Source organism: Cupriavidus sp. Agwp_2 (assembly GCF_040784895.1).
In the GTDB taxonomy this organism is placed as follows: domain Bacteria; phylum Pseudomonadota; class Gammaproteobacteria; order Burkholderiales; family Burkholderiaceae; genus Cupriavidus.
Genome location: NZ_CP088083.1, coordinates 272,790 through 296,823, shown reverse-complemented (window position 1 = coordinate 296,823; position 24,034 = coordinate 272,790). Strand labels below are relative to the sequence as shown.

Here is a 24,034-nt window from a genome sequence, read left to right as displayed (position 1 = left end):
GGGGAGATCTGCCGCCAGTCCATGCGGGCATTGGGCTGGCGCCTTTTGCGAGTTTTCTCCGGGCGCCCCGCCGCGGTCCGGGACGGCGATCCGCCCGGACCTGATGCCCGCTTGATAAGACAAAGAAAAAAGCCCGGCACGCGGCCGGGCGAAACTCCTGAGAGAAGATTCCCAATCAGCTCTCCAGCACAACACCTTTGCGATCAGACTTCATATGCGGTCTCGCCATGCGAGGTGATATCGAGGCCTTCGCGCTCTTCGTCTTCCGGCACCCGCAGGCCGATCAGCATGTCGACCAGCTTGTAGGCGACGAAGGAGACGATTCCCGACCACACCACCGTGGTCAGTACGCCCTCGAACTGGATCCAGAGCTGGCCGGCGATCGAATAATCGTCCGCCACCTTGTTGGCCACGTAGTCATAGATGCCGGTGCCGCCCAGGCTGGGCGCGGCGAACACGCCGGTCAGCAGCGCACCCACGATACCGCCCACGCCGTGCACGCCGAACACGTCCAGCGAGTCGTCCATGCCCAGCATGCGCTTCAGGCCGCTCACACCCCACAGGCACAGCAGGCCAGCCACCAGGCCCATCACGATCGAGCCCATCGGGCCGACGAAGCCGGCTGCCGGGGTGATCGCCACCAGGCCGGCCACCGCGCCCGAGGCACCGCCCAGCATCGACGGCTTGCCCTTGCTGATCCATTCGCCGAAGGTCCACGCCAGCACCGCGGCGCAGGTGGCCAGCAGCGTGTTGACGAAGGCCAGGGCGGCACCGGCGCTGGCTTCCAGGCCCGAACCGGCATTGAAGCCGAACCAGCCGAACCACAGCAGCGAGGCACCGACCATGGTGAAGGTCAGGCTGTGCGGACGGATCGCCTCGCGGCCGAAGCCGATGCGCTTGCCGAACATGTACGCGCCCACCAGCCCCGCCACGGCGGCGTTGATGTGCACCACGGTGCCGCCCGCGTAGTCGAGCGCGCCCTTCTGGAACAGCCAGCCCGACTTGGCGGTCGCGGCAGCGCCGGCGGCAGCGTCGGTGTAGGCGTCAGGACCCGGCCAGAACCAGACCATGTGCGCCATCGGGATGTAGGCGAAGGTGAACCACAGCACCACGAACACCAGCACGGCAGAGAAGCGCGCACGCTCCGCAAAGGCACCGATGATCAGGCCGCAGGTGATGCAGGCGAAGGCGCACTGGAAGGCGAAGAAGGCCAGTTCCGGGATCACCACGCCCTTGCTGAAGGTGGCCGCCATGGCTTCCACCGTCAGGCCCTTCATGAAGAGCCGGTCGGTGCCGCCGAAGAACGCGTTGCCCTCGGTGAAGGCGAAGCTGTAGCCGTAGATCGCCCACAGCAGCGCCACCAGCGAGAAGATCACCAGGCACTGCATCAGCACCGACAGCATGTTCTTGGACCGGACCAGGCCGCCGTAGAACAGCGCCAGGCCGGGCAGTGTCATCAGGATGACGAAGGCGGTGGCCACCAGCAGCCAGGCCACGTCGCCCTTGTTGGGCTGCGGCGCGGCCGGTGCGGCGGCAGCGGCTTCCGCGGGGGCGGCGGCCGGGGCAGCTGCGGCGGGGGCGGCTGCAGGTGCCGCGGCGGCAGCAGCGGGGGCGGCGGCGGAGGCGGCCGGGGCCGAAGCCTCCGCCGCCGGCTTGTCCTGTGCGGCGGCCGGCGCGGACATGCCCACGCCCGCCGTGCCGATGGCCAGCGCCATCGCACCGGCCGTCAGGAATCGCTTGATCCAGGTTTTCATGTGATTAACCTCTGTCTCTATGCTGTCTTGGGTCACAGGGCATCGCCGCCGGTCTCGCCGGTGCGGATGCGGATGACCTGCTCGATCGGTGCCACGAAAATCTTGCCGTCGCCGATCTTGCCGGTGCGGGCCGATTTCTCGACCGCCTCGATGGCGCGCTCGACCACGTCGTCGGGCACCGCCACCTCGATCTTCACCTTGGGCAGGAAGTCGACGATGTACTCCGCGCCGCGGTACAGCTCGGTATGGCCCTTCTGGCGGCCGAAGCCTTTCACTTCGGTCACGGTGATGCCGGACACGCCCACGTCCGACAGCGCTTCACGCACCTCGTCGAGCTTGAACGGCTTGATGACTGCGATGATGAGTTTCATCCGGATTCTCCTTGGGGCAGGCTCTGCTCCGGCCTGCCGGACCTGCGACGGTGATTAGAAAGTCTTGGTGATGGAGGCCCAGGCCGTCGCCTTGCCCAGGTAGCGGCCACGGTTGACGCTGGTGTAAGCCACTTCCTTGGCGTTGGTGTCGACATAGGCCACCGCCAGCGCGAAGCCCTTGCCCAGGTCCTTGGTCAGGCCGATCTTCCAGTCGGTGTAGGACGCGTCACTGTTGTGCCTCACGCCCTGGTAGCCGACGTGCGCGTTCAGCGTCAGGTCCCAGAAGTTCAGCGGCACGTTGGCCGTCAGGTCGACGTAGTAGCTGTTCTTGCTGTCGGCCCAGCCGAACAGGTTGGTGACCGAGTGCGAGTACTTCAGGAACACCGGGCCCCAGCCAATGCCGGCATACAGCTCGGTGGTGTACGGGCGCGGATTGTTGTAGCCGCCCGGGTAGTAGTACTCGAGCACGCCCAGGTCATAGTTGAATTCCGTGCCGGCAACCTTGAAGGTGTTCTTGAAGCCGCCGTAGAAGTCCATCTCGACCGGCGCCGACACGGCCGGGTTGGCGTCCTCGAGCCAGCTGATGCTCGAGTTCCAGTTACCCACGTAGAAGCCGCTCTCATGCGCGTAGTCAAAGCCACCCTGGATGGCCGGGCGCAGGTTGGTCTGGCTGATGCCGCGATAGCGGTAGTCAGAGACCAGCGACACGTTGGCCGTAAAGGTATGTGGCGATGCCGGCTCGGCAGCGGCGGCAGCGGGCGCCGGGGCCGCGTCGGTGCTCTGCGCAACGGCGGTGGCGGCGGCGCTGGACAGGACGACCGCGCTGACTGCAAGGGCCAACTTCTTCATGGATTTCTTCTCCTTTTCGTTGTGGCTCGGATTTCGTTTGTTTGAATTTCGGTGAGGCAGGCGGCATCACTACTGCAACTGCCGTGCCAGCCGATCGAAAAGTTGCCGGCGCAGGCACGCCTCGCGTTGCCGGAGCGAACCCCAGTGACCCACGCCCCGCTTGAATCTGCCTTGCAGCAAAGGCAAATCACGTTAAAAGGTGTAAAGACGGGCACGCCGGAGCTTTCGTCCACGTGCCGCAGGGGCGATAATCGAGTCCTGACGGTGGCTGCGTGCGGCCATGCCACGGGATCCCGCCCGCATTGGGGGCGCCCAAAACCTGTGCGAAAGCGCGCTATACGCCAGATGTCCACCGGGATTGGCACCAGTTAGGTGCACAAAGGAGAAACCATGAAACCGACCGATCTCTTCAACGACCTGCAGAACAAGGTCAGCGAGGCGCTGCGCAATTCGCCGGCAAGGGACATCGAGAAAAACGTGCGCAGCATGATGACGCAGGGCTTTGCCCGCCTCGACCTGGTCACCCGCGAGGAATTCGACGTCCAGTCGCAGGTGCTGGCCCGTACCCGCTCCCGGCTCGAGGAGCTGGAAGCCCGCGTGGCCGAACTGGAGCGCCGTGCGGGCATCCCGCCGGGCGCCGGCGCAGTGGATTCGACCGGGGGCGCATGAGACCGCCGCTCCGGCCCACTCAAGCCAGCCTGTCCAAAGGCCGCCAATTCTGGCGGCCTTTTTCGTTAACAAATCGGCGACGGTTAGTTGTCGTGGGAGACCCGGCATGAGCCTCGCCGTCCTGGGTAGCCGGGCGCTGACCGGGATCGCGGCGCCGCCGGTGCGCGTCGAGACCCACCTGGCCAACGGCCTGCCGGTCTTCACCATCGTCGGGCTGGCCGACACCGGCGTGCGCGAGAGCCGCGAGCGCGTGCGCGCCGCCATCCTCAACAGCGGCTACGAGTTCCCCAACCGCCGCATCACCGTCAACCTGGCGCCGGCCGACCTGCCCAAGGAGTCCGGCCGCTTCGACCTGGCGATCACGCTGGGCATCCTGGCCGCCAGCGGCCAGATCCCGGCCGATGCGCTCGACCACCATGAATTCGCCGCCGAGCTGTCCCTGTCCGGCGAGTTGCGGCCGGTGCGCGGCGCGTTGGCCATGGCGATGGGCCTGGCGCAGGACAACGCCGCGCGCCACGGGGCCGGCGCCGCCCCACGCGCGTTCCTGGTGGCCCGCGACAACGGCTCCGAAGCGGCCTTGATCGAAGACCTGGCGGTCCACGCCGCCGCCACGCTGCGCGAGGTGTGCGAGCACCTCGGCGCCCTGCCCGACGCCCGCCTGCCGCGCGCCGCCCCCGCCGCGCTGCCGCAATCGGTTGCCAGCGGCCCCGACATGCGCGACGTGCGCGGCCAGGCGCAGGCGCGCCGGGCCATGGAAGTGGCAGCCGCAGGCAAGCACTCGGCCCTGCTGGTCGGCCCGCCCGGCACCGGCAAGTCGATGCTGGCCCAGCGCCTGCCGGGCCTGCTGCCGCCGATGTCGCTGCAGGAAGCACTGGAATCCGCCGCGGTCATGAGCCTGACGCCCGGCGGCTTCCGTACCGCGCTGTGGGGCCAGCGCTCCTGCCGCGCGCCGCACCACACCGCGTCGGGCCCGGCCATGGTTGGCGGCGGCGGCAACCCGCGCCCCGGCGAGATCTCGCTGGCGCACCACGGTGTGCTGTTCCTGGATGAACTGCCGGAGTTCGACCGCCGCGTGCTGGAAGTCCTGCGCGAGCCGCTGGAATCCGGGCGCATCACCATCGCGCGCGCCAACGGGCATGCCGACTTCCCTGCCAGCTTCCAGTTCGTGGCGGCGATGAACCCGTGCCCGTGCGGCTACCTGGGCCATCCTGACCGCCCCTGCCGCTGCACGCCCGATCAGGTGCGGCGGTATCAGTCGCGCATCTCCGGGCCGATGCTCGACCGGATCGACCTGCAGGTGGAAGTGCCCGCCCAGGACCAGGGCGAGATGCTCGACGGCCCGCCCGGCGAACCCAGCGCCGCGGTGCGCGAACGCGTGCTGGCGGCGCGCATGCTGCAGCTGACCCGGCAAGGCAAGCCCAACAGCGAACTGGGCGGGCGCGAGATCGAGCAGCACTGCGTGCCGGAGCCGCACGCACAGGCGCTGCTGCGCGGGGCGATGACGCGGCTGGCGTGGTCGGCACGCTCCTACTTCCGTGTACTGAAGGTGGCGCGCACGATTGCCGACCTGGAAGGCGCGGCGGTACTGAGCGCCGAGCATGTAGCCGAGGCGATCCAGTACCGGCGCGCGCTGCGGATGGCATCCGGCTAGGCGAGCGGTCAAGCCGCACCGGCGCGCGCCGGGCCTTGCTGCACGACCGCCAGCTCCATCTACCCGGTCATGCTTCCTCCGACCACTGGACGCCCTCCCGCGCCATGAACGCCGACGATGCCGCCGGCCCCCACGTGCCCGAGGTATAAGGCCGCGGCCCTTCATCCTGCTGCCGCCACGCTTCCAGGATCGGATCGACCCAGGTCCATGCGGCCTGCAGCTCGTCGTGCCGCACGAACAACGCCAGCCGGCCGCGGATCACGTCGAGCAGCAGCCGCTCATAGGCTTCGGCGCGCCGCGTGGTGAAGGCCGAGTCGAGGTTCAGCGCCAGGCTCAGCGGCTTGAGCTTCATGCCCTCGCCCGGCTGCTTGACCATCAGCGTCAGCCGCACCGATTCTTCCGGCTGCAGCCGGATCACCATGCGGTTGGGCTGCAGCGTGCTACCGCTGTCGAAGATCGAATGCGGCACTTCGGAGAAGTGGATCACCACCTCGGTCACGCGCTCCTGCATGCGCTTGCCGGTGCGCAGGTAGAACGGCACCTTGTTCCAGCGCCAGGTACCCAGCTCGGCGCGCATTGCGACAAAGGTCTCGGTGCGGCTGTCGGGCGGGATGCCAGCTTCCTGCAGGTAGCCGCGCACCAGTTCGCCGGCGATCGCGCCCGCGGTGTACTGGCCCCGCACGGTATTGCGGCGCACGTCCTCGGCCGACATCGGCCGCAGCGAGCGCAGCACCTTGAGCTTCTCGTCGCGCACCGCGTCCGAGTTCAGCGACGCGGGCGGCTCCATCGCCAGGATGCTGACCAGCTGCAGCAGGTGGTTCTGCACCATGTCGCGCATGGCGCCGGCTTCGTCGTAGAAGCCGCCGCGCGTGCCCACGCCCACGGTCTCGGCGACGGTGATCTGCACGCTGCGCACAAACGGCGTGCGCCACAGCGGTTCGAAGATCGAGTTGCCGAAGCGCAGCGCCATCAGGTTCTGCACCGTTTCCTTGCCGAGGTAATGGTCGATGCGGTAGGTGCGGTCTTCCGTAAAGTAGCGGCTGACCACTTCGCCGATGGAGATGGCCGAGACCAGGTCGACGCCCAGCGGTTTCTCCAGCACCAGGCGCGTGTCGTCGGCGATCAGCCCATGGCCGGCCAGGTTGTCGCAGGTCGCGGCGAACAGCCCCGGCGGCATCGCCATGTAGAAAATGCGCAGCGCGTCGTTGCGCAGCTGCGCGGCCAGCGCGGGATAGTCTCCGGGCTGCGATGCATCCAGGCGTACGTAGTCGAGCCGCTGCAGGAAGGCCTGCCACCTGGCCGGATCGAGATAGCGGGCATCGACAAAGCCTTGCGCGCTGTCGTTGGCAAAATTGACAAAGGCCTCGGCATTCCACGGGTGGCGGCCTACGCCGATGATGCGGGTGCCGTCAGGCAGGTTGCCGTCGCGATGGCACATGTACAGCGAAGGCAGCAGCTTGCGCGCCGACAAGTCGCCGGCGCCGCCGAAGATGACAAGGTCCAGCGGCCGCGGGTCGGCGCTGCCAAAGGAAGAGGCGGAACGGGTGGATGGCATGGCGGGCTCCTTGCATGCCGGGGGCGCCGGCACAAGCGGGAATCGTTGGCATCGGTGGCGATCAGCGGGTCTCAGGCATTCTCGACACAGCATTCTCCTTCGACATAGACGCTGCGGACCGCCAGTGCGCGGTCCAGCACGACCGCGTCGGCCCAGCAGCCGGCGGCGAGCGCGCCGCGATCGGACAAGCCCAGGTACTGGGCCGGATACAGAGACACGCGCCTCGCGGCATCGGCCAGATCCAGTCCGATCGCCACGAGATTGCGCAACGCCTGGTCCATGGTCAGCACGCTGCCGGCCAGCGTGCCATCGGCCAGCCGCACGCTGCCGTCCGACTTGTAGACGGTCTGGCTGCCGAGGTGATACACGCCGTCCGGCATGCCCGCCGCGGCGGTGGCATCGGTCACGGCATACAGCCGCGGAATCGCGCGCAGCGCGGCGCGGATGGCGCCGGGATGCACATGCACCAAGTCCGGGATCAGCTCGGCATATTCGGCATGCGCCAGCGCCGCCGCGACCATGCCCGGCGCGCGATGCTGCAGCGGCGTCATGGCGTTGAACAGGTGGGTAAAGCCGGACGCGCCGGCCTCGAGCGCGGCAACCGCGTCTTCATACGTGCCCAGCGTATGGCCCAGCTGCACACGCACGCCGCGCGCGGCCAGCGCGCGGATGATGTCGAGGTGGCCGGGCAGCTCAGGCGCCAGCGTGACCACGCGGATCGGCGCCGCGTCCAGATACTGCTCCAGCTGGGCCGGCGTGGCGATGGCCGATGCGTCGGGCTGCGCGCCAAGCTTGCCGGGATTGATATACGGCCCTTCCAGATGCACGCCAAGCATGCGCGCCGCGCCAGTCGGCCGCGCGCGGCTGGCACGGTCCAGCGCCTGCAGTGCCGGCAGCAGCACCTCCGGCGGCGCGGTCATGGTGCTGCCCAGCAGGCTGGTGGTGCCAAAGCGCACATGCGCGCGCAAGATCGCCGGCACCGCCTCCTCGCCGTCCATGAAGTCCTTGCCGCCGCCGCCGTGGTTGAGCAGGTCGACAAACCCCGGCAGCACGTACGGGGCATCGTTGCCGTCGGGGGTGGCAGACACGCCGTCGATGCGCTCGATGCGTCCGTCCGGGCCGGCACGGATCTCGCCGAAGACCCAGCCTGCCGGCGTCAGGATGTTTCCTTTCATGGCAGTCCTCTCCATATCACCAGCGCGCGCCTTCAGGACAGGTGGACGATGCCGGCATACGCGCCCTGCTGGCTGGCCCCGGCCGCGGCAGGGTGCTGCGGCAGGTCATACTTTGCGCCGGGTGTGACAAGCGTGCCATGCCCGCCGCTTTCGTTCAGCTGACGTGGCAGACGCCGGACAGCAGCGACAGGTTGTAGCCGGCGAACTGGTGACCTTAGGGCGCCACCGCGCCACGCCGCAGGGAGCCCCGGCGCGGCAATGGCAGGAGGGGGAAGAAATCGTCAGGCTGACCCGACTGCGCATGGCCGACGGCCAGAGCTTCCGGATGGAAGTCACCATGCTGGCGCGGACGGTGCTGCCCGATGCCAGCGCTATCGGCGAATCGCCTGACAGTCAATCGCTCTAACAGTCGTTTCAGCGGTAAGGCGCGGCCACCGGCGGTTCCACCGGCGGCGGGATCGGGTCCTCTTCTGGCGGCAGCGGCAAGTCAGGCGGCACGCCGGGCGGCGATGGCTCTTCCACCGGGGGCACGGTATGGCGCGGCATCACGCGCGCGCCGGCGCGGGGGTTCGGCGAGACGGGCATACGAGGGTCTCCGTGACCGGGGGCACTCCCTCATTGAAGCAAACCCGGCGCGCACGCGCCAGTGTCGCGGCTCAGGCGTGCTGCCGGCGCACGAAAAACAGCGCCGCGCCCACCGCCATCAGCACGCTGCCGAAGAAGCGGTTCTGCCAGCGCACCGCGCGGGCATTGCGGAACAGGCCCTGCATGCGCGAGGCCAGCAGCGCATAGCCATGCATCACCGCCAGGTCAACGCAGCACATGGTCAGCGCCAGGATCGCCAGCTGCGGCGCGAGCGGGTGGTTGGGGTCGATGAACTGCGGCAGCACCGCGACCATGAAGATGATGCCCTTGGGGTTGGTCACGTTGGTCAGCAGCCCGGTGGCGAACCGTCGGCGCGCGCTCATGACCGACACGCGCACGGGTCCGGCGCCCGCGGCCCCGTCAGCGGCCCCGTCAGCGCCGCTCTCGACCTTGGCGCGCCACTGCTGCACGCCCAGGTAGATCAGGTACAGCGCACCCACGGTCTTGACCACCATGAATGCCTGCTCCGAGGCTAGCAGCAGCGCACCCAGGCCACCGCCGGCAATCAGCAGCACGATCACCAGCCCGGTCTGCAGGCCGAAGATGGTGGTGCTGGTCCTGCGCAAGCCATATGACAGGCCGTGGCTCATCGACAGCACCGCCCCCGATCCCGGCGACACCGCGATCACCCAGCACGCGGCGAAATAAGCCAGCCACACTTCCCAACGCATTTCGATTCTCCTTTGACGACAACTGCCGCCGCCGCATTGCCGCGGCCACGGCGCAAACCTTGTGCTCCCGCGGTGCCTGGCCTCAGAACGGATGGAAGCCGCCGAGGAACTGCTCCACCTGCTCGGCCTGGCGCTGGTCGCGCGCGGCGTCGCCAGACTCCAGCACCACCGCCTGGTAGGCGCGCGCGCCCACCGCCACCAGTCGCGCGGTCAGCCGCCGTGGCGCCTGGTCCTGCGGCGACACGCCGCTGGCCTGCACTTCGACGCCGGCGAGCGGCCGCCCCGGCTTGTCGGCGGTCGTGATCGTGACCGGCCGCGTGCGCGGCGGCTCGCCCGAGACCGTGCCGAGGTTGGCCAGCAGCCCCGCCTGCATTGCCGCCAGCGCCTCGCGCCGCAGCCCTTCGTCGTCGGCGGGCAGCGTGACCACGCCCACGGCGAACAGCGTGTCGTCGACGCGCGCGGCCTCCATCGTCATCGGCAGCTTGCGGCCGGCGATGGTGACGTCGCGCGCGGCACTGCTGGGCTTGCCCGGATAGAGCGCGGCATAGGCGCCCTCGCCGGACTGGATCGTGCGCCAGTCATAGCGGGGCGAACAGGCGCACAGGGCCAGCGCCACGCACAGGGCGGCGCAGCGCATCATGGGGCTGCGGGCCAGACTGGGGGCGAGACTGCGAATGAAAGCGGCAGGGCTCGGCGTGGGTGGAAGAGGACGCATGGGGAAGCGTGTGGCGGACAGCGCGCGCAGGCCATGGAGCGGCTCTGGCGGCCGCCAGAGCCTGCGGGCGGAAACCGGTATTATCGCGGAAGCGGCGCCCCGGTGCATGGTGCGCCGCCTGACAGTTTTTCCTGACCGCATGCCTGCCCCCACCCTGCCCCGCCTCGCCCTGCCATCGCTACCAGCGCTACCAGCGCTACCAGCCCGGACCGCACTGTTCCGTCTGGCCACGTGCGCGCTGCTGGCAACAGCCGCCGGCACGGCGCTGGCCGCGGGCACGGCGCACCTGCCTGCCGCCACCGACCTGGGCGCTCACGGCGCCGAAGCCGCGCAGCGCGGCGAGCCGCTGGTGCTGCTGGTGTCGATGCCCGGATGCGGCTATTGCGATGCGGTGCGCCGCAACTACCTCGGTCCGCAGGCTGCCGCCGGCGAGATCGCGGTGCGCGAGCTGGACCTGACCGCCGTCACGCCGCTGCGCGACGCCGACGGTACCGTGACCACGGCGCGCGACTGGGCGCGGGCGCACCAGGTGCGGGTGGCGCCGACGGTGCTGTTCCTCGATCGCCAGGGCCGCGCCGCCGCCAGCCCGCTGCGCGGCATGCAGCCCGACTTCTACGGCGCCTACCTGGAACAGGCGCTGGACCAGGCACGCGCCGCCGTCGCCACCCGGCGTTGAATCACGGTCACCGCCGGCATTGCGGCAGATTGCCGCACCCAGGCTCCGCGCAGCGCCCCGGCGCCAGCGGCATTAGAATGTGGCGTTGCCCGAAGAGAATTCGCATTCCCCGCCTTCCATGACCACTTCCGCTCCCGCCAAGTCCTCCCGCAAGCCCTGGCCCATCGTCGCCGCCATCGTCGTGCTGGCGCTGCTGGGCTGGTTCGGCTACCGCGCGCTGGCGCCGGCCAATGCCGCACCGGCCGCCACGTTCACGCTGCTGTCGGGCGAGAAGCTCAGCACCGCCGACCTGAAGGGCAAGGTCTACCTGGTCAATTTCTGGGCCACCAGCTGCGCCACCTGCATCAAGGAAATGCCCGACATGGTCAAGACCTACGAGCAGTTCAAGGGCAAGGGGCTGGAATTCGTCGCCGTGGCCATGAACTATGACCCGCCGATGTACGTGATGAACTACGCCAAGACGCGCGGGCTGCCGTTCAAGGTGGCAATGGATTCGGACGGCTCCGCCGCCAAGGCCTTCGGCAATGTGCAGCTGACGCCGACCACCTTCGTGGTCGACAAGGAGGGCCGCATCCTCAAGCGCTATGTCGGCGAGCCCGAGTGGGATGCGCTGCACAAGCTGCTTGATGGCGCGCTGGCAAAGTCTGCGTAACGCTGTCGCCCGCAACATCCAGGAAAAGGTGCTCATCGAGCACCTTTTTTGTTGGTTCGTGCCCGATCCCGCGCGAAGCGGCTTGCACTGCGGGGCTGTATGGATATACAGTTAGCGCCAGCTTTTTTGCCCTGCCCGCTTTTTCCCCCTGCCTCTTTGCTGCCTGTGTCACTGGACCTTGCCCCCGCCGCGGATCTCGCATCCGCCCTTGCCCCCGATGCGGCCGACGCAGGCCCGGCCTACCTGTCCAAACTCAACCCGGAGCAGCGCGCGGCGGTCGAGCACGGCAGCGACGGCCCGCTGCTGATCATCGCCGGCGCGGGATCGGGCAAGACCAACACGCTGGCGCACCGGGTCGCGCACCTGGTGCTGGGCGGCGCCGATCCACGCCGCATCCTGCTGCTGACGTTCTCGCGCCGCGCCGCCGCCGAAATGGGCCGGCGCGTCGAGCGCATCGTCGACCAGGCGCTGGGCACGCAGACCGGCGCGGGCCGCGCGGCGCTGCAATGGTCGGGCACCTTCCACGCCATCGGCGCGCGCCTGCTGCGCGAGTACGCCGAGACCCTGGGCCTGTCGCCCGCTTTCACCATCAGCGACCGCGGCGATGCCGCCGACCTGATGCACGTGGTGCGCCACGACCTGGGCCTGTCCGAGACCGCCAGCCGCTTTCCCAAGAAAGAGACCTGCCTGTCGATCTACTCGCGCGTGGTCAACACGCAGGCGCCGCTGGAAGTCGTGCTCAAGCAGCAGTTTCCGCGCTACGCCATGTGGGTCGATGCGCTGCGCACGCTGTTTGCCGGCTATGTCGAGGCCAAGCAGAAACAGCACGTGCTCGACTACGACGACCTGCTGCTGTACTGGGCACAGGCCATGGCCGAGCCCGCCATCGCGCAGGACATGGGCGCCCGCTTTGACCATGTCCTGGTCGACGAATACCAGGACACCAACGCGCTGCAGGCGTCGATCCTCTTGGCCATGCGGCCCGATGGCCGCGGCCTGACCGTGGTCGGCGACGATGCGCAGTCGATCTACGCGTTCCGCGGCGCGACCGTGCGCAATATCCTCGATTTCCCGCAACAGTTCACACCACACGCGCAGCAGGTGACGCTGTCGCAGAACTACCGCTCCACGCAGCCGATCCTGCAGGCAGCCAACGCGGTGATCGGGCTGGCTGCCGAGCGCTATACCAAGGATCTCTGGTCCGAGCGGCTGTCGGCCGAGAAGCCCGGCATCATCGTCGTCAACGACGAGGCCGACCAGGCGCGCTACGTGGTCGAGCAGGTGCTGGCGCGGCGCGAGGCCGGCCTGGCGCTAATGGCGCAGGCGGTGCTGTTCCGTGCCGCCGACCACAGCGCGCAGGTGGAGATCGAGCTGGCGCGCCGCAATATCCCGTTCGTGAAGTTCGGCGGGCTCAAATTCCTGGAATCGACGCACGTGAAAGACGTGCTGGCCGTGGTGCGCTGGCTGGAAAACCCGCGCGACCGCATGGCCGGCTTCCGCACGCTGCAACTGCTGCCGGGCATCGGCCCGAAGACCGCGGCGCGCGTGCTCGACGCCATGGCACTGGCCACCGAGCCGCTGTTCTCGCTGCAGGAATTCGAGCCGCCGCCGGCCGCCGCGCCCGCCTGGGCAGACCTGCTGACGCTGGCGCGCGCGCTGATGGCGCCGACCTCGCCGTGGCCCTCGGAATTCGAGCAGGTACTGGCCTGGTACGCGCCGCACCTCGAACGCCTGCACGACGACGCCGCCGCGCGCCAGGCCGACCTGCAGCAGCTGGAGCGCATCGCCGCCACTTACGGCGCGCGCGAGCGCTTCCTGACGGAACTGACGCTCGATCCGCCCAGCGCATCCAGCGATGAGTCCGGCGTACCGTCGCGCGACGAGGACTACCTGATCCTGTCGACCATCCACTCGGCCAAGGGGCAGGAGTGGAAGGCCGTGTATGTGCTCAATGCCGTCGATGGCTGCATGCCGAGCGATCTGGCGACGGGCACGACGGAAGAGATCGAGGAAGAACGGCGGCTGCTGTATGTGGCGATGACGCGGGCCAAGGACCATCTGGACGTCATCGTGCCGCAGCGCTTCTACGTGCACCAGCAGGTGGGATTTGGCGATCGGCATGTGTATGCGTCGCGCACGCGGTTCATTCCGAATCGCGTGATGCCGAATTTCCACAGCCGGGCATGGCCGCCGCCGCCGATGCCAGGCGAAGGGAAGGCAAAGCCGGCGCTGGCGCCGGTGGACCTGGCCAGTCGGATGCGCAATATGTGGCGGTGAGTTGCAGCCTCGCCGCCTGCAATTTGCTGGCTTACGCCACCTTCTCCAGCAACAACCCCTTCAGGTACTCGCCTTCTGGGAACGCCGCCAGCATCGGGTGATCGGTGCCCGCCGACAGCCTGCGCAGGATGCGCGCATCCACCCGCGCATCCGTCACCGCCCCCGCCACGATCTTCTGGAACAATTCCATGCTGATCGCCCCCGAGCACGAATACGTGAACAGCAGCCCGCCCGGACGCAGCAACTGCATACCGACCAGGTTGATTTCCTTGTAAGCCCGCGCGGCGCGGTCGATATGCTGTGCCGACGGCGCGAACTTGGGCGGGTCCAGCACGATCAGGTCGAACTGCCGCCCTTCCGCGCGGAATTCGCGCAGTGTCTTGAAGACGTCCGCGTCGAGCCAGGCCGCACGCTCCGGCTCAAACCCGTTCAGCGTCACGTTGCCCGCGGCGATCTTCAGCGCTTCGCCCGACGAATCGATCGACGTCACCGACTTGGCCCCGCCGCGCAGCGCGGCCAGCGAAAAGCCGCCGGTATAACAGAAGCAGTTCAGGACCTCGCGCCCTTCGGCCAGGTCGCCGACCAGCTTGCGGTTGTCGCGCTGATCGACATAGAAGCCGGTCTTGTGGCCGTTGCGCACATCGACGTAATAACGCACGCCATGCTCGGTCACCGACAGCGCCGGATCGGGCTCCGCGCCGGCCAGCACGCCGGTCACCAGCTCCAGCCCTTCGCGCTGGCGCACGGCGGCGTCGGAACGCTCATAGACGTTAGGGCAGCCGGTTTCCTTGACCAGCGCCTGCACGATCGCGGTCTTCCACTGCTCGACACCGGCGGAATTGAACTGGCACACCAGCTGGCCCTGCGCGCCATTGCCGTAGTAATCGACGATCAGGCCCGGCAGCCGGTCCGATTCGCCAAAAATCAGGCGCACGGCGTCGCTGTCCTTCACCCACTGGCGCCGGTACGCGATGGCCGCGGCCACGCGGCGCTTGAACAGCGCGTGGTCGACCGGCTCGTTCTCGTCGAAGGTCCACACGCGCGCGCGGATCTGCGATTCGGGGCTGTAGGCGGCCTTGGCCAGGAAGCGGCCGTCGGCGGCGCGCACGGTCACGGTCGAGCCCGGCTCGCAGCGGCCTTCGGTGGTGGCGATGCCGGTCGCGTAGATCCACGGGTGGCGGCGCAGCAGGGATTTTTCCTTGCCGGGTTTCAGGGTGATGGTGTTCATGTCGATCAGGGAAAATGCATGCCGCAGCGGATGCGTTGCCGTGCCTGCGGGCGGGCTCCCCTCTCCCGCCTGCGGGAGAGGGGTTGGGGGAGAGGGCGGCGGGAGCGTCAACGAAGCAACGCGTGTCGGTATGCCAGGGCCTGCCCTCTCCCCCGGCCCCACTCCCGGCCCCACTCCCGCGCGCGGGAGAGGGGAGAAAACGATGCGGGAGCGATGCCTTACAGCACCACCTTCACCATCGGATGCGCAGTCAGCGCCCGATACAGATCATCAAGCTGCTCGCGGCTGGTCACCCACACCGTCACGGTCAGGCCCAGGTAGTTGCCTTTGCTCGAGGGCCGCATTTCCATCTTGCCCGCGTGGAAGTCCGGATCGAACTCCTGCACCAGCGTGACGATGGCCTCGGCAAAGCCATCCTGCATCGAGCCCATCACCTTGATCGGGAAATGGCTCGGGTATTCGATCAGCGACTGCTCCGGCGGGATATCGCCGGGCTTGTTGCCGCTGCCCTGGTTGTCGGCTGTCATGTCGTTTTCTCCGGCGCGGCCCGGCGCATGCCAGGGCCGCGCATTCCAATCACTTGCGCTTGAACCACAGGCGGATGGTGTCCCACAGGCGGCCGAAGAAGCCGGCCTCGGGCACTTCCTCCAGCGCCACCACCGGGAACTCGGCCACCTTGTTGGTGCCGTCCATCAGCTTGACCATGCCCACCTGCTGGCCTGCCGCGATCGGGGCGATCATCAGTTCCTGGCGCTCCAGTACGGGCTTCAGGCGACCACCGGTGCCCTTGGGCACGGTGACGAAGGTCTCGTGCTGCACGCCGATCTTGACCGTGCCGGCCTTGCCCTTGTAGATCTCGGGCGTGGCCAGCACCTGGCCCTTGTCATACAGGCGCAGCGTGTCGAAGAACTGGAAGCCGTAGTTGAGGATCTTCAGGCTTTCCTGCGTGCGCACCTGTTCGGTGGTGGTGCCGATCACGATCGAGATCAGGCGGCGCTGGCCGTTGGGCACATTGGCCAGCGGGCGCTGGGCCGACGAGATCAGGCAATAGCCGGCGGACTTGGTGTGGCCGGTCTTGACGCCGTCCACGGTCGGGTCGATGTACAGCAGGCGGTTGCGGTTGGGCTGCCTGATCTTGTTATAGGTGAACTCCTTCTGTGAGTACATGGCGTAGTACTCGGGGAAGTCCTTGATCAGGTGCGTGGTCAGCGTCGCCAGGTCCACCGCGGTGGTGTAATGGTTCGGGTCGGGAATGCCGTCGGTGTTGGTGAAGTGGGTGTTCTTCATGCCCATGCGCTGGGCCTCGCGGTTCATCATCGCGACGAAGCCCTCTTCCGAGCCGCCCACGGCCTCGGCCAGCGCCAGCGCGGCGTCGTTGCCCGACTGCACGATCAGGCCCAGCAGCAGGTCCTGCACGCTGACCGGCTTGTTGGGCTCGATGAACATGCGCGACTCGTCGCTTTTGACCTTGAGCACCAGGTTGGTCGGCACCACGGTCTGTTCCAGCGTCAGGCGCTTTTCCTTGAGTGCCTCGAACGCCAGGTAGGCGGTCATCAGCTTGGTCAGCGAGGCCGGCTCGATGCGCTGGTCGGCGTTCTGCGAGGCCAGTGCCTGGCCGCTGGTCACGTCAAACAGCATCCACGACTTGGCGGCGACCTGCGGCATCGGCACGCCCTGCGCAAGGACGGCGGCGGGCGCGGCGGCCGCCGTGGCCATGGCGACGGCAGCGACGATGGCGGCGGGTGCAAAGGCGGAGGAAAGGCGTGTCGTGGCTCTATTCAGCATTGTTTCTGTTTCCGACAAGAAAGGGATCGTGCGGGACGGGATGGCGCGGTGGCGAAGCTGCGCCGCTCACCGGTCCCACGCGTTGACGACGAGCTGCTTGATCAGGTGCAGCTTGCGGTGAAAGAAATGGTCGGCGCCGGGGATCACGATCACCGGCAGCTCCTGCGGGCGCGCCCAGTCGAAAACGCTCGCGAGCGGCACGGTGTCATCCTGCTCGCCGTGTATGACGATGGTGTCGGCGGGCACCTCGGCCACCTGCCAGCGGCTGGCGGCGGTGCCGACCAGCACCAGGCGCTGCACCGGCGTGCCGGCCTCGGCCAGGCGCCGGGCCACGTGCGTGCTGACAAAGCTGCCGAAGGAGAAGCCGCCCAGCGCCAGCGGCAGCGTCGCGGCCTGCGCCGACCACGCGGTCTGCTCGCGCATCCAGGCGGCGACGGCCAGCAGGTCGTCCTGCTCGCCGATGCCGTTGTCATGCTCGCCGGCGGTGCCGCCGACGCCGCGGAAGTTGGGGCGCACGGTGGCATAGCCCAGTTGCACGAAGGCGCGCGCCAGCGTCTGCGCCACCTTGTTGTCCTTGGTGCCACCGAACAGCGGATGCGGGTGCGCGACCAGCGCCAGGCCGCGCAAGGGTGTGTCCGGCAGACCTTGCGGCAGGTCCACCGAAACGTCGATCGCGCCGACGGGGCCGGCGATGGAAAGTACCTGTGTATGCGCGTTCATAGGACGGTCAGGGCAATCAGGAGGCGTGCAGGATGGCGATTCAGGATGGTGATACGCCGGCTGGCTCAAGACCCGGAAATCCCGGGGCAAAAAATGAAAAAACCGTCCGGCGTGCGGGCGGCGGTGTCTGGCATCGGCGCTGCGTCATCGGCGGCGCCGCGGGTTCGTTCTCGTTCAGCGGTCCACCATCAGCCGCTCGACCGGCTTGCCATTGAGCAGGTGGCTGTCGATGATTTCATCGATGTCGTGCTCGTCCACAAAGGTGTACCAAATTGCGTCGGGGTAGACCACCAGCACCGGTCCGAGTTCACACCGGTTCAGGCAGCCCGCCTTGTTGATGCGCACGCGGCCTTCGCCGCCAGCGATGCCGAGTTCCTTGCAGCGCTTCTTGGCGTATTCCTGCATGGCCTTGGCGTTGTGGTTGGCGCAGCAGTTCTCGCCGGCCTCGCGCTGGTTCAGGCAAAAGAAGACGTGGTGCTGGTAGTAGCTGCTCATGCGATGCGGTGACAAGGAGGGCGCCCGCGCGGCGGCATGGCCGCAGGACATTGAACGGAAGCTCGGAATTATACGGCGTCATGGCGGCCCGCCCGCGCCTTCCGGCACCCGCGCCATGCCATTGACCACCGCTTGCCCACGGCCCAGGTGGCGCCTCAGCCACCTGGGCCGGCTCCGGCATTCCGAATCCCCGGAGGCACGGCGTCCGGATTTCCGGAATCCCGGAAGCCGCGCGCCCCGGCAAAGCCCGCGTTTCCTTGTGAATCAATCAGTTAGCAATACCGTTTGGACTGGCATGCCGGTTGCAAATTCCCGTCCCTGAACGCGCCGCAACCGTGACGGCGCGCGCCCGCGGCGCCATCGCCCCGGGTACGGTCAACACCGAGGACGACACCATGAAGAAACCCTTCTACAAGATCCTGTACGTGCAGGTGCTGTTCGCCATCCTGGTCGGCATCCTGCTGGGCCATTACTGGCCCGATACGGGCGTGGCCATGAAGCCGCTGGGCGATGGCTTCATCAAGCTGATCAAGATGATCATCGGCCCGATCATCTTCTGTACCGTGGTGACCGGCATGGCCGGCATGAGCGACATGAAAAAGGTCGGCCGCGTCGGCGGCAAGGCGCTGCTCTACTTTGAAGTGGTGTCGACTTTCGCGCTGCTGATCGGCCTGGGCGCCGCGCACCTGCTCAAGCCGGGCGTGGGCTTCAATATCGACCCGTCGACGCTGGACACCAAGGCGATCGCGCAATACGTGTCGAAGGCACACGGCCAGAGCACGGTCGAGTTCTTCATGCACATCATCCCGGAGACGGTCTTCAGCGCCTTCGCCAACGGCGACATCCTGCAGATCCTGCTGGTGTCGCTGTTCTTCGGCGCCGCGCTGGCCACGCTCGGCGAACGCGCCCGCTTCGTGGTGCAGCTGATCGAGCAGGTCTCCAAGGTGTTCTTCCACATCGTCCACGTGATCACCAAGGTGGCCCCGATCGGCGCCTTCGGTGCGATGGCGTTCACCATCGGCAAGTACGGCCTGGGCTCGCTGGTGCCGCTGCTCAAGCTGATCGGCACCTTCTACTTCACGGCCATCATCTTCGTGCTGGTGGTGCTGGGCACGATCGCGCGCATGACCGGCTTCAGCATCGTGCGCTTTATCTCGTACATCAAGGAAGAACTGCTGATCGTGCTGGGCACCAGCTCGTCGGAAGCCGCTCTGCCGCACATGATGGAGAAGCTGGAGAACCTGGGCTGCTCCAAGTCGGTGGTGGGCCTGGTGGTGCCTACCGGCTATTCGTTCAACCTGGACGGCACCAACATCTACATGACGATGGCGGTGATCTTCATCGCGCAGGCCACGGGCATCGAACTGACGTGGATGCAGCAGCTGACCATCCTGGCGGTGGCGATGATCACCTCCAAGGGCGCCAGCGGCGTGACCGGCTCGGGCTTCATCACGCTGGCCGCGACGCTGGCCGTGGTGCCGACCATCCCGGTGGCGGGCATGGTGCTGATCCTGGGCATCGACCGCTTCATGAGCGAGTGCCGCGCGCTGACCAATATCATCGGCAACGGCGTGGCCACGGTGGTGGTGTCTGCCTGGGAACGCGAGCTGGACCGCAAGCGCCTGGCGCAGGTGCTGCAGGGCGGCGGCGCTGCCGACGAGCTTGCCGAGGCCGGCCAGGGCGCCCGCTAAGTGCACCGCTGCGCGGGGGGCTGCGTGGGTGGCCGCGTAGGTGGCTGCCCCGGCCGCCCGCCAGCGGGTATCATCGGCGCGACAGCCCTTGCGCGCGCCGATGCCACACTCCGACGATTTCCTCGCCGTGCATGATCCCGCCGCCACCCGCGCGGTGCATGCGCCGGACACCGGCAGCAGCCGGTGGTGGGGCTTTGCCATCGCCCTGACGGTGGGCCTGCTGCTGCTGTGCGGGCTGACCTGGCTGGTGTCGTTCCAGCGCGGCCTGGCCACGCTGCAGCAGAGCACCGCCACGCGTGCCGACCGCTACGCCGCCACGCTTGAAAGCACCCTCGACCGCTACGAATTCCTGCCCGCGCTGGTGTCGCTGCACCCCTTCGTGCGCGGGCTGCTCGAATCCCCCCACGACCCGACGCGCGTCGCTGCCGCCAACCACTACCTGGCCGAGGTCAACCGGCGCGCGCATGCTTCGGCGACCTATGTGATCGCCGCCAACGGCATCGCGCTGGCCGCCAGCAACCATGGCCTGCCCGGCAGCTTCGTCGGCACCGACTACCGCTTCCGCCCCTACTTCCAGATCGCCGCGGGTGGCAAGATGGGCCGCTTCTACGCCATCGGCATCACCAGCGACGAACCGGGCTACTACATCGCGCAGCCGGTGGAATCCAACGGCAAGGTCATCGGCGTCACCGTGGTCAAGCTCAACCTGGAGTGGTTCCAGCGCGCCGGCAGCGGTGCCGAGCCGCTGATGGTCAGCGACGAACATGGCGTGATCTTCCTGTCGTCGGTGCAGGCCTGGCAGTACCGCACGCTGCGACCGCTGCCGCCGGCGCTCCAGGCCGAAATGGAAAACACGCGCCAGTACCACGGCCGCGCTGTCACGCCGCTGCCGCTGGAGCCGCTGGACTCGCTCGTCACGCGCTGGCTCGCCGAGACCACGCTGGGCGCCAACGCGCGGCTGGTACGCGTGCGCAACGAGTCGCCCTCGGCCCCTACCACCTTTACCTCCGACGGCACCCGGCGCGCCGACCGCTACCTGGAACTGGGCCGCACCGTGGGCCCGGCCGACTGGACCATGCAGGTGATGGCTCCGCTGGAGCCGGTGCTGGCCAATGCGCGCAACGCCACCGTGGCGGCGGCGCTGGCCTATGCCTGCATGTGCCTGTTGCTGGTCAACTGGCGCCAGCGCCGCCAGCGCGCGCGCGACATGCAGTACAGCCGCCGCCTGCTGGAAGCGGCCTATGACGAGCTGGAGCGCCGCGTGGAAGCGCGCACCGCCGACCTGATGGCGATCAACGAAAAGCTCGAAGAACAGGTCGCCGTACGCACCCGCGCCGAGAGCGAGCTGCGCGCGGCGCAGGACGAACTGGTGCAGGCCAGCAAGCTGGCCGCGCTGGGGCAGATGGCGGCCGGCATCACGCATGAGCTGAACCAGCCGCTGGCGGCGCTGCGCACCTTCTCCGACAACACGCGCGTGCTGCTGGAACGCGGCCAGCTTGCTGCCGCCGAAGGCAACCTGACGGCCATCGCCGACCTGACCGAGCGCATGGGCAAGATCACCAGCCAGCTCAAGCTGTTCGCCGGCAAGGCGCGCCCGGTGCGGCGGCCGGTGGTGGTGCGCACCGCGCTGGACCACGTGCTGGCGCTGCTGGCGCCGCGGCTGGGTGCGGTGACGGTCAGCGTGGCCGGCCTCGACGAACAGCCCGGCCTGTCCGTACGCGCCGACGAACTCAAGCTTGAACAGGTGCTGCTGAACCTGATCGGCAATGCGCTCGATGCCATCGGCTCGGCGGCGCCGGCGCAAGGCCGCATCGACATCGAGGTGCAGGCCGATGCCGGCACTAACAGCGGCACCAACAGCGGCACCAACAGCGGCACCGTCACCCTCGCCGTGCGCGACAACGGCACCGGCATTGCGCCGGAAGCGCTGCCGCGCCTGTTCGAACCCTTCTTCACAACCAAGGAAACCGGGCAGGGCCTGGGGCTGGGGCTGGCGATCTCGTCGTCGATCATGCGCGAGTTCGGCGGCCAGCTCAGCGTGGCCAACGTGCCCGGCGGCGGCGCGCAGTTCACGCTGGTGCTGGCGCGCGCGCCGGCCAGCGAAGCCGCGTTGCCGGTATCCACACCTCAATGAGCATTGCCATGCAAGACGGTCTCCGTGTCCTGTTTGTCGAAGACGAGCCGCTGGTGCGGCAGGCTACCGCGCAAAGCCTGGAGCTGGCGGGCTTTACCGTGCTGGCGCTGCCATCGGCTGAAGCCGCGATTCCGCATCTGCATGCGGGCTTTCCTGGCGTGCTGGTGACCGACGTGCGCCTGCCCGGTGCCAGCGGCCTGGACCTGCTGCACCATTGCCGCAACGGCGCGCCGGGCGTGCCGGTGGTGCTGGTGACCGGCCACGGCGATATCACGATGGCCGTGCAGGCGATGCGCGAAGGCGCCTATGACTTTATCGAGAAGCCCTTTGGCGCCGACCGGCTGACGGACACCGTGCGCCGGGCGCTCGAGCGGCGTGCGCTCGAGCTGGAGAACCAGGCATTGCGGCGTGAGCTGGCTGGTCCGGCAGCGGGAACGCGGATCATCGGGCGTTCGCCGGCAATTGAGCAGGTGCGGGCATTAGTTGCCAACGTGGCCCCGACAGACGTGCCGGTGATGATCAACGGGGAGACTGGCAGCGGCAAGGAGTTGGTGGCGCGCAGCCTGCACGCGTTGTCCGGTCGCGCCGACGGTCCGTTTATCGCGCTGAACTGCGGGGCGGTGCCTGAGGCGATCTTCGAGAGCGAGATGTTCGGGCATGAGGCCGGCGCATTTACCGGCGCGGGCAAGCGACGTATCGGCAAGCTGGAGCATGCTTCGGGCGGGACGCTTTTTCTCGATGAGATCGAGAGCATGCCGCTGGCGCTGCAGGTCAAGCTGTTGCGGGTGCTGCAGGAGGGGACGCTGGAGCGGCTGGGGTCGAATGCGTCGGTGAAGATCGATGTGCGGATCGTGGCGGCGGCCAAGGGTGATATGGATGCGCTGGTGGCGCAGGGTTCCTTTCGTGAGGACCTCTATTACCGGCTGAACGTGGTCACGATCGCGCTGCCGCCCTTGCGGGAGCGGCGCGAGGATATCGTGGCGTTGTTCGAGCATTTCATGCTGGTGGCAGCAGTGCGTTACCAGCGGCCGGCGCCGATCCTGTCGGAGGCGCAGCGGCAGGGGTTGCAGCAGCGGCCTTGGCCGGGGAATGTGCGGGAGTTGCGCAATGCCGCTGACCGGCTGGTGCTGGGGGTGCCTGAGGGTGGGCAGGCTGGCGGGCATGCCGCGGCTTCAGACGAGACCGCGCCGCTGCGGGAGCGGATGGAGCGGTATGAGCGGGCGGTGATTGCCGATGCGCTGGCGCGGACGGGTGGCGCTGTCAGTCAGGCGGCTGATTTGCTGCAGGTTGGCAAGGCTACGCTGTATGACAAGATCAAGCGGTATGGGCTTTGATTGTTGGGTGTCATTGGGCGTTCACCTTGTTGCCATGCGGGCGTCACATTGGTTTTCTATGCTTCGCATGCGGTTGCGGCATTGGCAGGTGCCTGACCGGCTGTATCAATCTTCGTGGTAATTGATGGCCCCGCAGTATGCGGGGCGTTTTTTTATGCGGGCTGATTCCGGCTGTGGTCGCTGTTAGGGACATGCTGTCGGCCGGTGAAGCGCCCGCTTTCGCTGTTGATGACGTGCCGTCGGCCGTTGAACCGCCTTGTTCCGCCCTGCTGGGCGGGTCACTTTTTGGCCGAGCGCCAAAAAGTAACCAAAAAGCGCGTCGCCTGCGGCTGGCTGAGCCAATTTGGTGCTTCTGGTGATATTGGCAATTTTGGTCTCAATGAGGCGTGGTCGCGATTCCAGCCTGCTACGCCAGGTGAGTGAGTGTGGGTGCCTGACGAATACCCACTATTGGACAATCCCCAGGACGGGTGTAGGCCGCCTGCTGCCTGCGGTATCGCATCATCGCCTACGGCTGCGCTACGCGCGGCTCAGTCTCGTCGGTGAAATGCTCGGGCACGGACCTGCGTCGCTGCGCTCGCAGGGCGCTGTTGGTAACCGATCGAAATCGGCCGCTCTGCCATCTTGGGCCCGCGCGTAGCGCAGCCGAAGGCGTCCCACCGATGATGCTTCTAGCAGGCGGCCTACGCCCGGCATGGGGATCGTTCAAAAGCCGGCTAACGCCAGGCACAGGCCCTGAATCACTTGGCGTTAGCAGGCCCGAACCACTAGCCACATCGAACGGAAATCACCACCGCCCGAACCACCCCACACCGATGAATTGATAGCCAGCCGCTCAGGCGACGCGCTTTTTGGTTACTTTTTGGCGCTCGGCCAAAAAGTGACCCGCCCAGCAGGGCGGAACCAGGCGGTTCAACGGCCGACAGCATGTCACAAGCAGCAAGCCACCGCCGCGAAAATCGCCAACCACTTCACATCCCCTCCACA

22 protein-coding genes are annotated in these 24,034 nt (G+C 67.7%); 9 read left to right on the top strand and 13 right to left on the bottom strand.

What is annotated here, in order from left to right:
- Positions 1-203: 203 nt before the first annotated feature.
- Genes LPA45_RS01395 through LPA45_RS01385 form a run of 3 tightly spaced genes read right to left on the bottom strand, consistent with a single transcriptional unit; the run spans position 204 to position 2,974 of the window.
- Positions 204-1,754 (bottom strand): ammonium transporter, encoded by a 1,551-nt coding sequence (locus tag LPA45_RS01395; protein ID WP_116316972.1) that lies wholly within the window; start codon positions 1,752-1,754, stop codon positions 204-206.
- 32 nt (positions 1,755-1,786) lie between these two features.
- Entirely contained in the window at positions 1,787-2,125 is a 339-nt protein-coding gene (locus tag LPA45_RS01390; RefSeq protein WP_010814843.1) for a P-II family nitrogen regulator, read from the bottom strand.
- A 54-nt stretch (positions 2,126-2,179) separates the two neighbouring features.
- On the bottom strand, positions 2,180-2,974 hold the full coding sequence (locus LPA45_RS01385; RefSeq protein WP_116316971.1) for a TorF family putative porin: 795 nt from the start codon (positions 2,972-2,974) through the stop codon (positions 2,180-2,182).
- A gap of 390 nt (positions 2,975-3,364) precedes the next feature.
- On the opposite strand from LPA45_RS01385, the gene LPA45_RS01380 reads away from it, so the two are divergent.
- Positions 3,365-3,643 (top strand): accessory factor UbiK family protein, encoded by a 279-nt coding sequence (locus tag LPA45_RS01380; protein ID WP_029046713.1) that lies wholly within the window; start codon positions 3,365-3,367, stop codon positions 3,641-3,643.
- A 106-nt stretch (positions 3,644-3,749) separates the two neighbouring features.
- Positions 3,750-5,294, top strand: coding sequence for a YifB family Mg chelatase-like AAA ATPase (locus LPA45_RS01375; RefSeq protein WP_367394813.1), 1,545 nt, complete (start codon positions 3,750-3,752; stop codon positions 5,292-5,294).
- A gap of 67 nt (positions 5,295-5,361) precedes the next feature.
- On the opposite strand, the gene zwf is transcribed toward LPA45_RS01375, so the two are convergent.
- The gene (gene zwf / locus LPA45_RS01370; RefSeq protein WP_116316969.1) at positions 5,362-6,849 is read right to left on the bottom strand and encodes a glucose-6-phosphate dehydrogenase; all 1,488 of its coding nucleotides are present in this window, start codon (positions 6,847-6,849) and stop codon (positions 5,362-5,364) included.
- Between the two features lie 71 nt (positions 6,850-6,920).
- Positions 6,921-8,024, bottom strand: coding sequence for an N-acetylglucosamine-6-phosphate deacetylase (gene nagA / locus LPA45_RS01365; protein ID WP_367394812.1), 1,104 nt, complete (start codon positions 8,022-8,024; stop codon positions 6,921-6,923).
- Between the two features lie 163 nt (positions 8,025-8,187).
- On the opposite strand from nagA, the gene LPA45_RS01360 reads away from it, so the two are divergent.
- Positions 8,188-8,430, top strand: coding sequence for a UTRA domain-containing protein (locus LPA45_RS01360; RefSeq protein WP_367394811.1), 243 nt, complete (start codon positions 8,188-8,190; stop codon positions 8,428-8,430).
- 8 nt (positions 8,431-8,438) lie between these two features.
- Here LPA45_RS01360 and LPA45_RS01355 read toward each other — a convergent pair whose 3' ends face one another.
- From LPA45_RS01355 to LPA45_RS01345, 3 genes are all read right to left on the bottom strand, one after another.
- A complete protein-coding gene (locus tag LPA45_RS01355) occupies positions 8,439-8,609 on the bottom strand; it encodes a hypothetical protein (RefSeq protein WP_317923414.1) in 171 nt (56 codons plus the stop codon).
- A 71-nt stretch (positions 8,610-8,680) separates the two neighbouring features.
- Positions 8,681-9,340, bottom strand: a complete 660-nt coding sequence (locus tag LPA45_RS01350; protein WP_116316967.1) for a LysE family transporter — start codon at positions 9,338-9,340, stop codon at positions 8,681-8,683.
- Positions 9,341-9,422: 82 nt separating this feature from the next.
- Complete coding sequence (locus tag LPA45_RS01345; protein WP_376790625.1) at positions 9,423-10,055, bottom strand: hypothetical protein; 633 nt, start codon at positions 10,053-10,055, stop codon at positions 9,423-9,425.
- A gap of 139 nt (positions 10,056-10,194) precedes the next feature.
- Here LPA45_RS01345 and LPA45_RS01340 point away from each other — a divergent pair, with 139 nt between their 5' ends.
- The 3 genes from LPA45_RS01340 to LPA45_RS01330 all read left to right on the top strand — a co-directional run bounded on the left by LPA45_RS01340 (position 10,195) and on the right by LPA45_RS01330 (position 13,660).
- The gene (locus LPA45_RS01340; RefSeq protein WP_233527937.1) at positions 10,195-10,731 is read left to right on the top strand and encodes a thioredoxin fold domain-containing protein; all 537 of its coding nucleotides are present in this window, start codon (positions 10,195-10,197) and stop codon (positions 10,729-10,731) included.
- 118 nt (positions 10,732-10,849) lie between these two features.
- A complete protein-coding gene (locus tag LPA45_RS01335; protein WP_367394809.1) occupies positions 10,850-11,383 on the top strand; it encodes a TlpA disulfide reductase family protein in 534 nt (177 codons plus the stop codon).
- A 165-nt stretch (positions 11,384-11,548) separates the two neighbouring features.
- Complete coding sequence (locus LPA45_RS01330) at positions 11,549-13,660, top strand: ATP-dependent helicase (protein WP_376790624.1); 2,112 nt, start codon at positions 11,549-11,551, stop codon at positions 13,658-13,660.
- A gap of 31 nt (positions 13,661-13,691) precedes the next feature.
- Here LPA45_RS01330 and LPA45_RS01325 read toward each other — a convergent pair whose 3' ends face one another.
- The 5 genes from LPA45_RS01325 to LPA45_RS01305 form a co-directional block, all read right to left on the bottom strand.
- On the bottom strand, positions 13,692-14,888 hold the full coding sequence (locus LPA45_RS01325) for a class I SAM-dependent rRNA methyltransferase (RefSeq protein WP_116316964.1): 1,197 nt from the start codon (positions 14,886-14,888) through the stop codon (positions 13,692-13,694).
- A 218-nt stretch (positions 14,889-15,106) separates the two neighbouring features.
- Positions 15,107-15,415 carry a YbeD family protein gene (locus tag LPA45_RS01320; RefSeq protein WP_116316963.1) on the bottom strand — a complete coding sequence of 103 codons (309 nt, stop codon included), beginning with the start codon at positions 15,413-15,415 and terminating at the stop codon, positions 15,107-15,109.
- Positions 15,416-15,464: 49 nt separating this feature from the next.
- Positions 15,465-16,673 (bottom strand): D-alanyl-D-alanine carboxypeptidase family protein, encoded by a 1,209-nt coding sequence (locus LPA45_RS01315; protein WP_367394807.1) that lies wholly within the window; start codon positions 16,671-16,673, stop codon positions 15,465-15,467.
- A gap of 66 nt (positions 16,674-16,739) precedes the next feature.
- Positions 16,740-17,393: an alpha/beta hydrolase gene (locus LPA45_RS01310; protein WP_367394806.1), complete on the bottom strand. Its 654-nt coding sequence runs from the start codon at positions 17,391-17,393 to the stop codon at positions 16,740-16,742.
- Between the two features lie 174 nt (positions 17,394-17,567).
- Positions 17,568-17,888, bottom strand: coding sequence for a ferredoxin (locus LPA45_RS01305; RefSeq protein ID WP_367394805.1), 321 nt, complete (start codon positions 17,886-17,888; stop codon positions 17,568-17,570).
- Positions 17,889-18,283: 395 nt separating this feature from the next.
- On the opposite strand from LPA45_RS01305, the gene LPA45_RS01300 reads away from it, so the two are divergent.
- The 3 genes from LPA45_RS01300 (at position 18,284) to LPA45_RS01290 (ending at position 23,047) form a co-directional block, all read left to right on the top strand.
- A complete protein-coding gene (locus LPA45_RS01300) occupies positions 18,284-19,579 on the top strand; it encodes a dicarboxylate/amino acid:cation symporter (RefSeq protein ID WP_367395003.1) in 1,296 nt (431 codons plus the stop codon).
- A gap of 100 nt (positions 19,580-19,679) precedes the next feature.
- Positions 19,680-21,713, top strand: coding sequence for an ATP-binding protein (locus LPA45_RS01295; protein WP_367394804.1), 2,034 nt, complete (start codon positions 19,680-19,682; stop codon positions 21,711-21,713).
- An 8-nt stretch (positions 21,714-21,721) separates the two neighbouring features.
- A complete protein-coding gene (locus LPA45_RS01290) occupies positions 21,722-23,047 on the top strand; it encodes a sigma-54 dependent transcriptional regulator (protein WP_116317797.1) in 1,326 nt (441 codons plus the stop codon).
- The last annotated feature ends 987 nt before the right edge of the window (positions 23,048-24,034 follow it).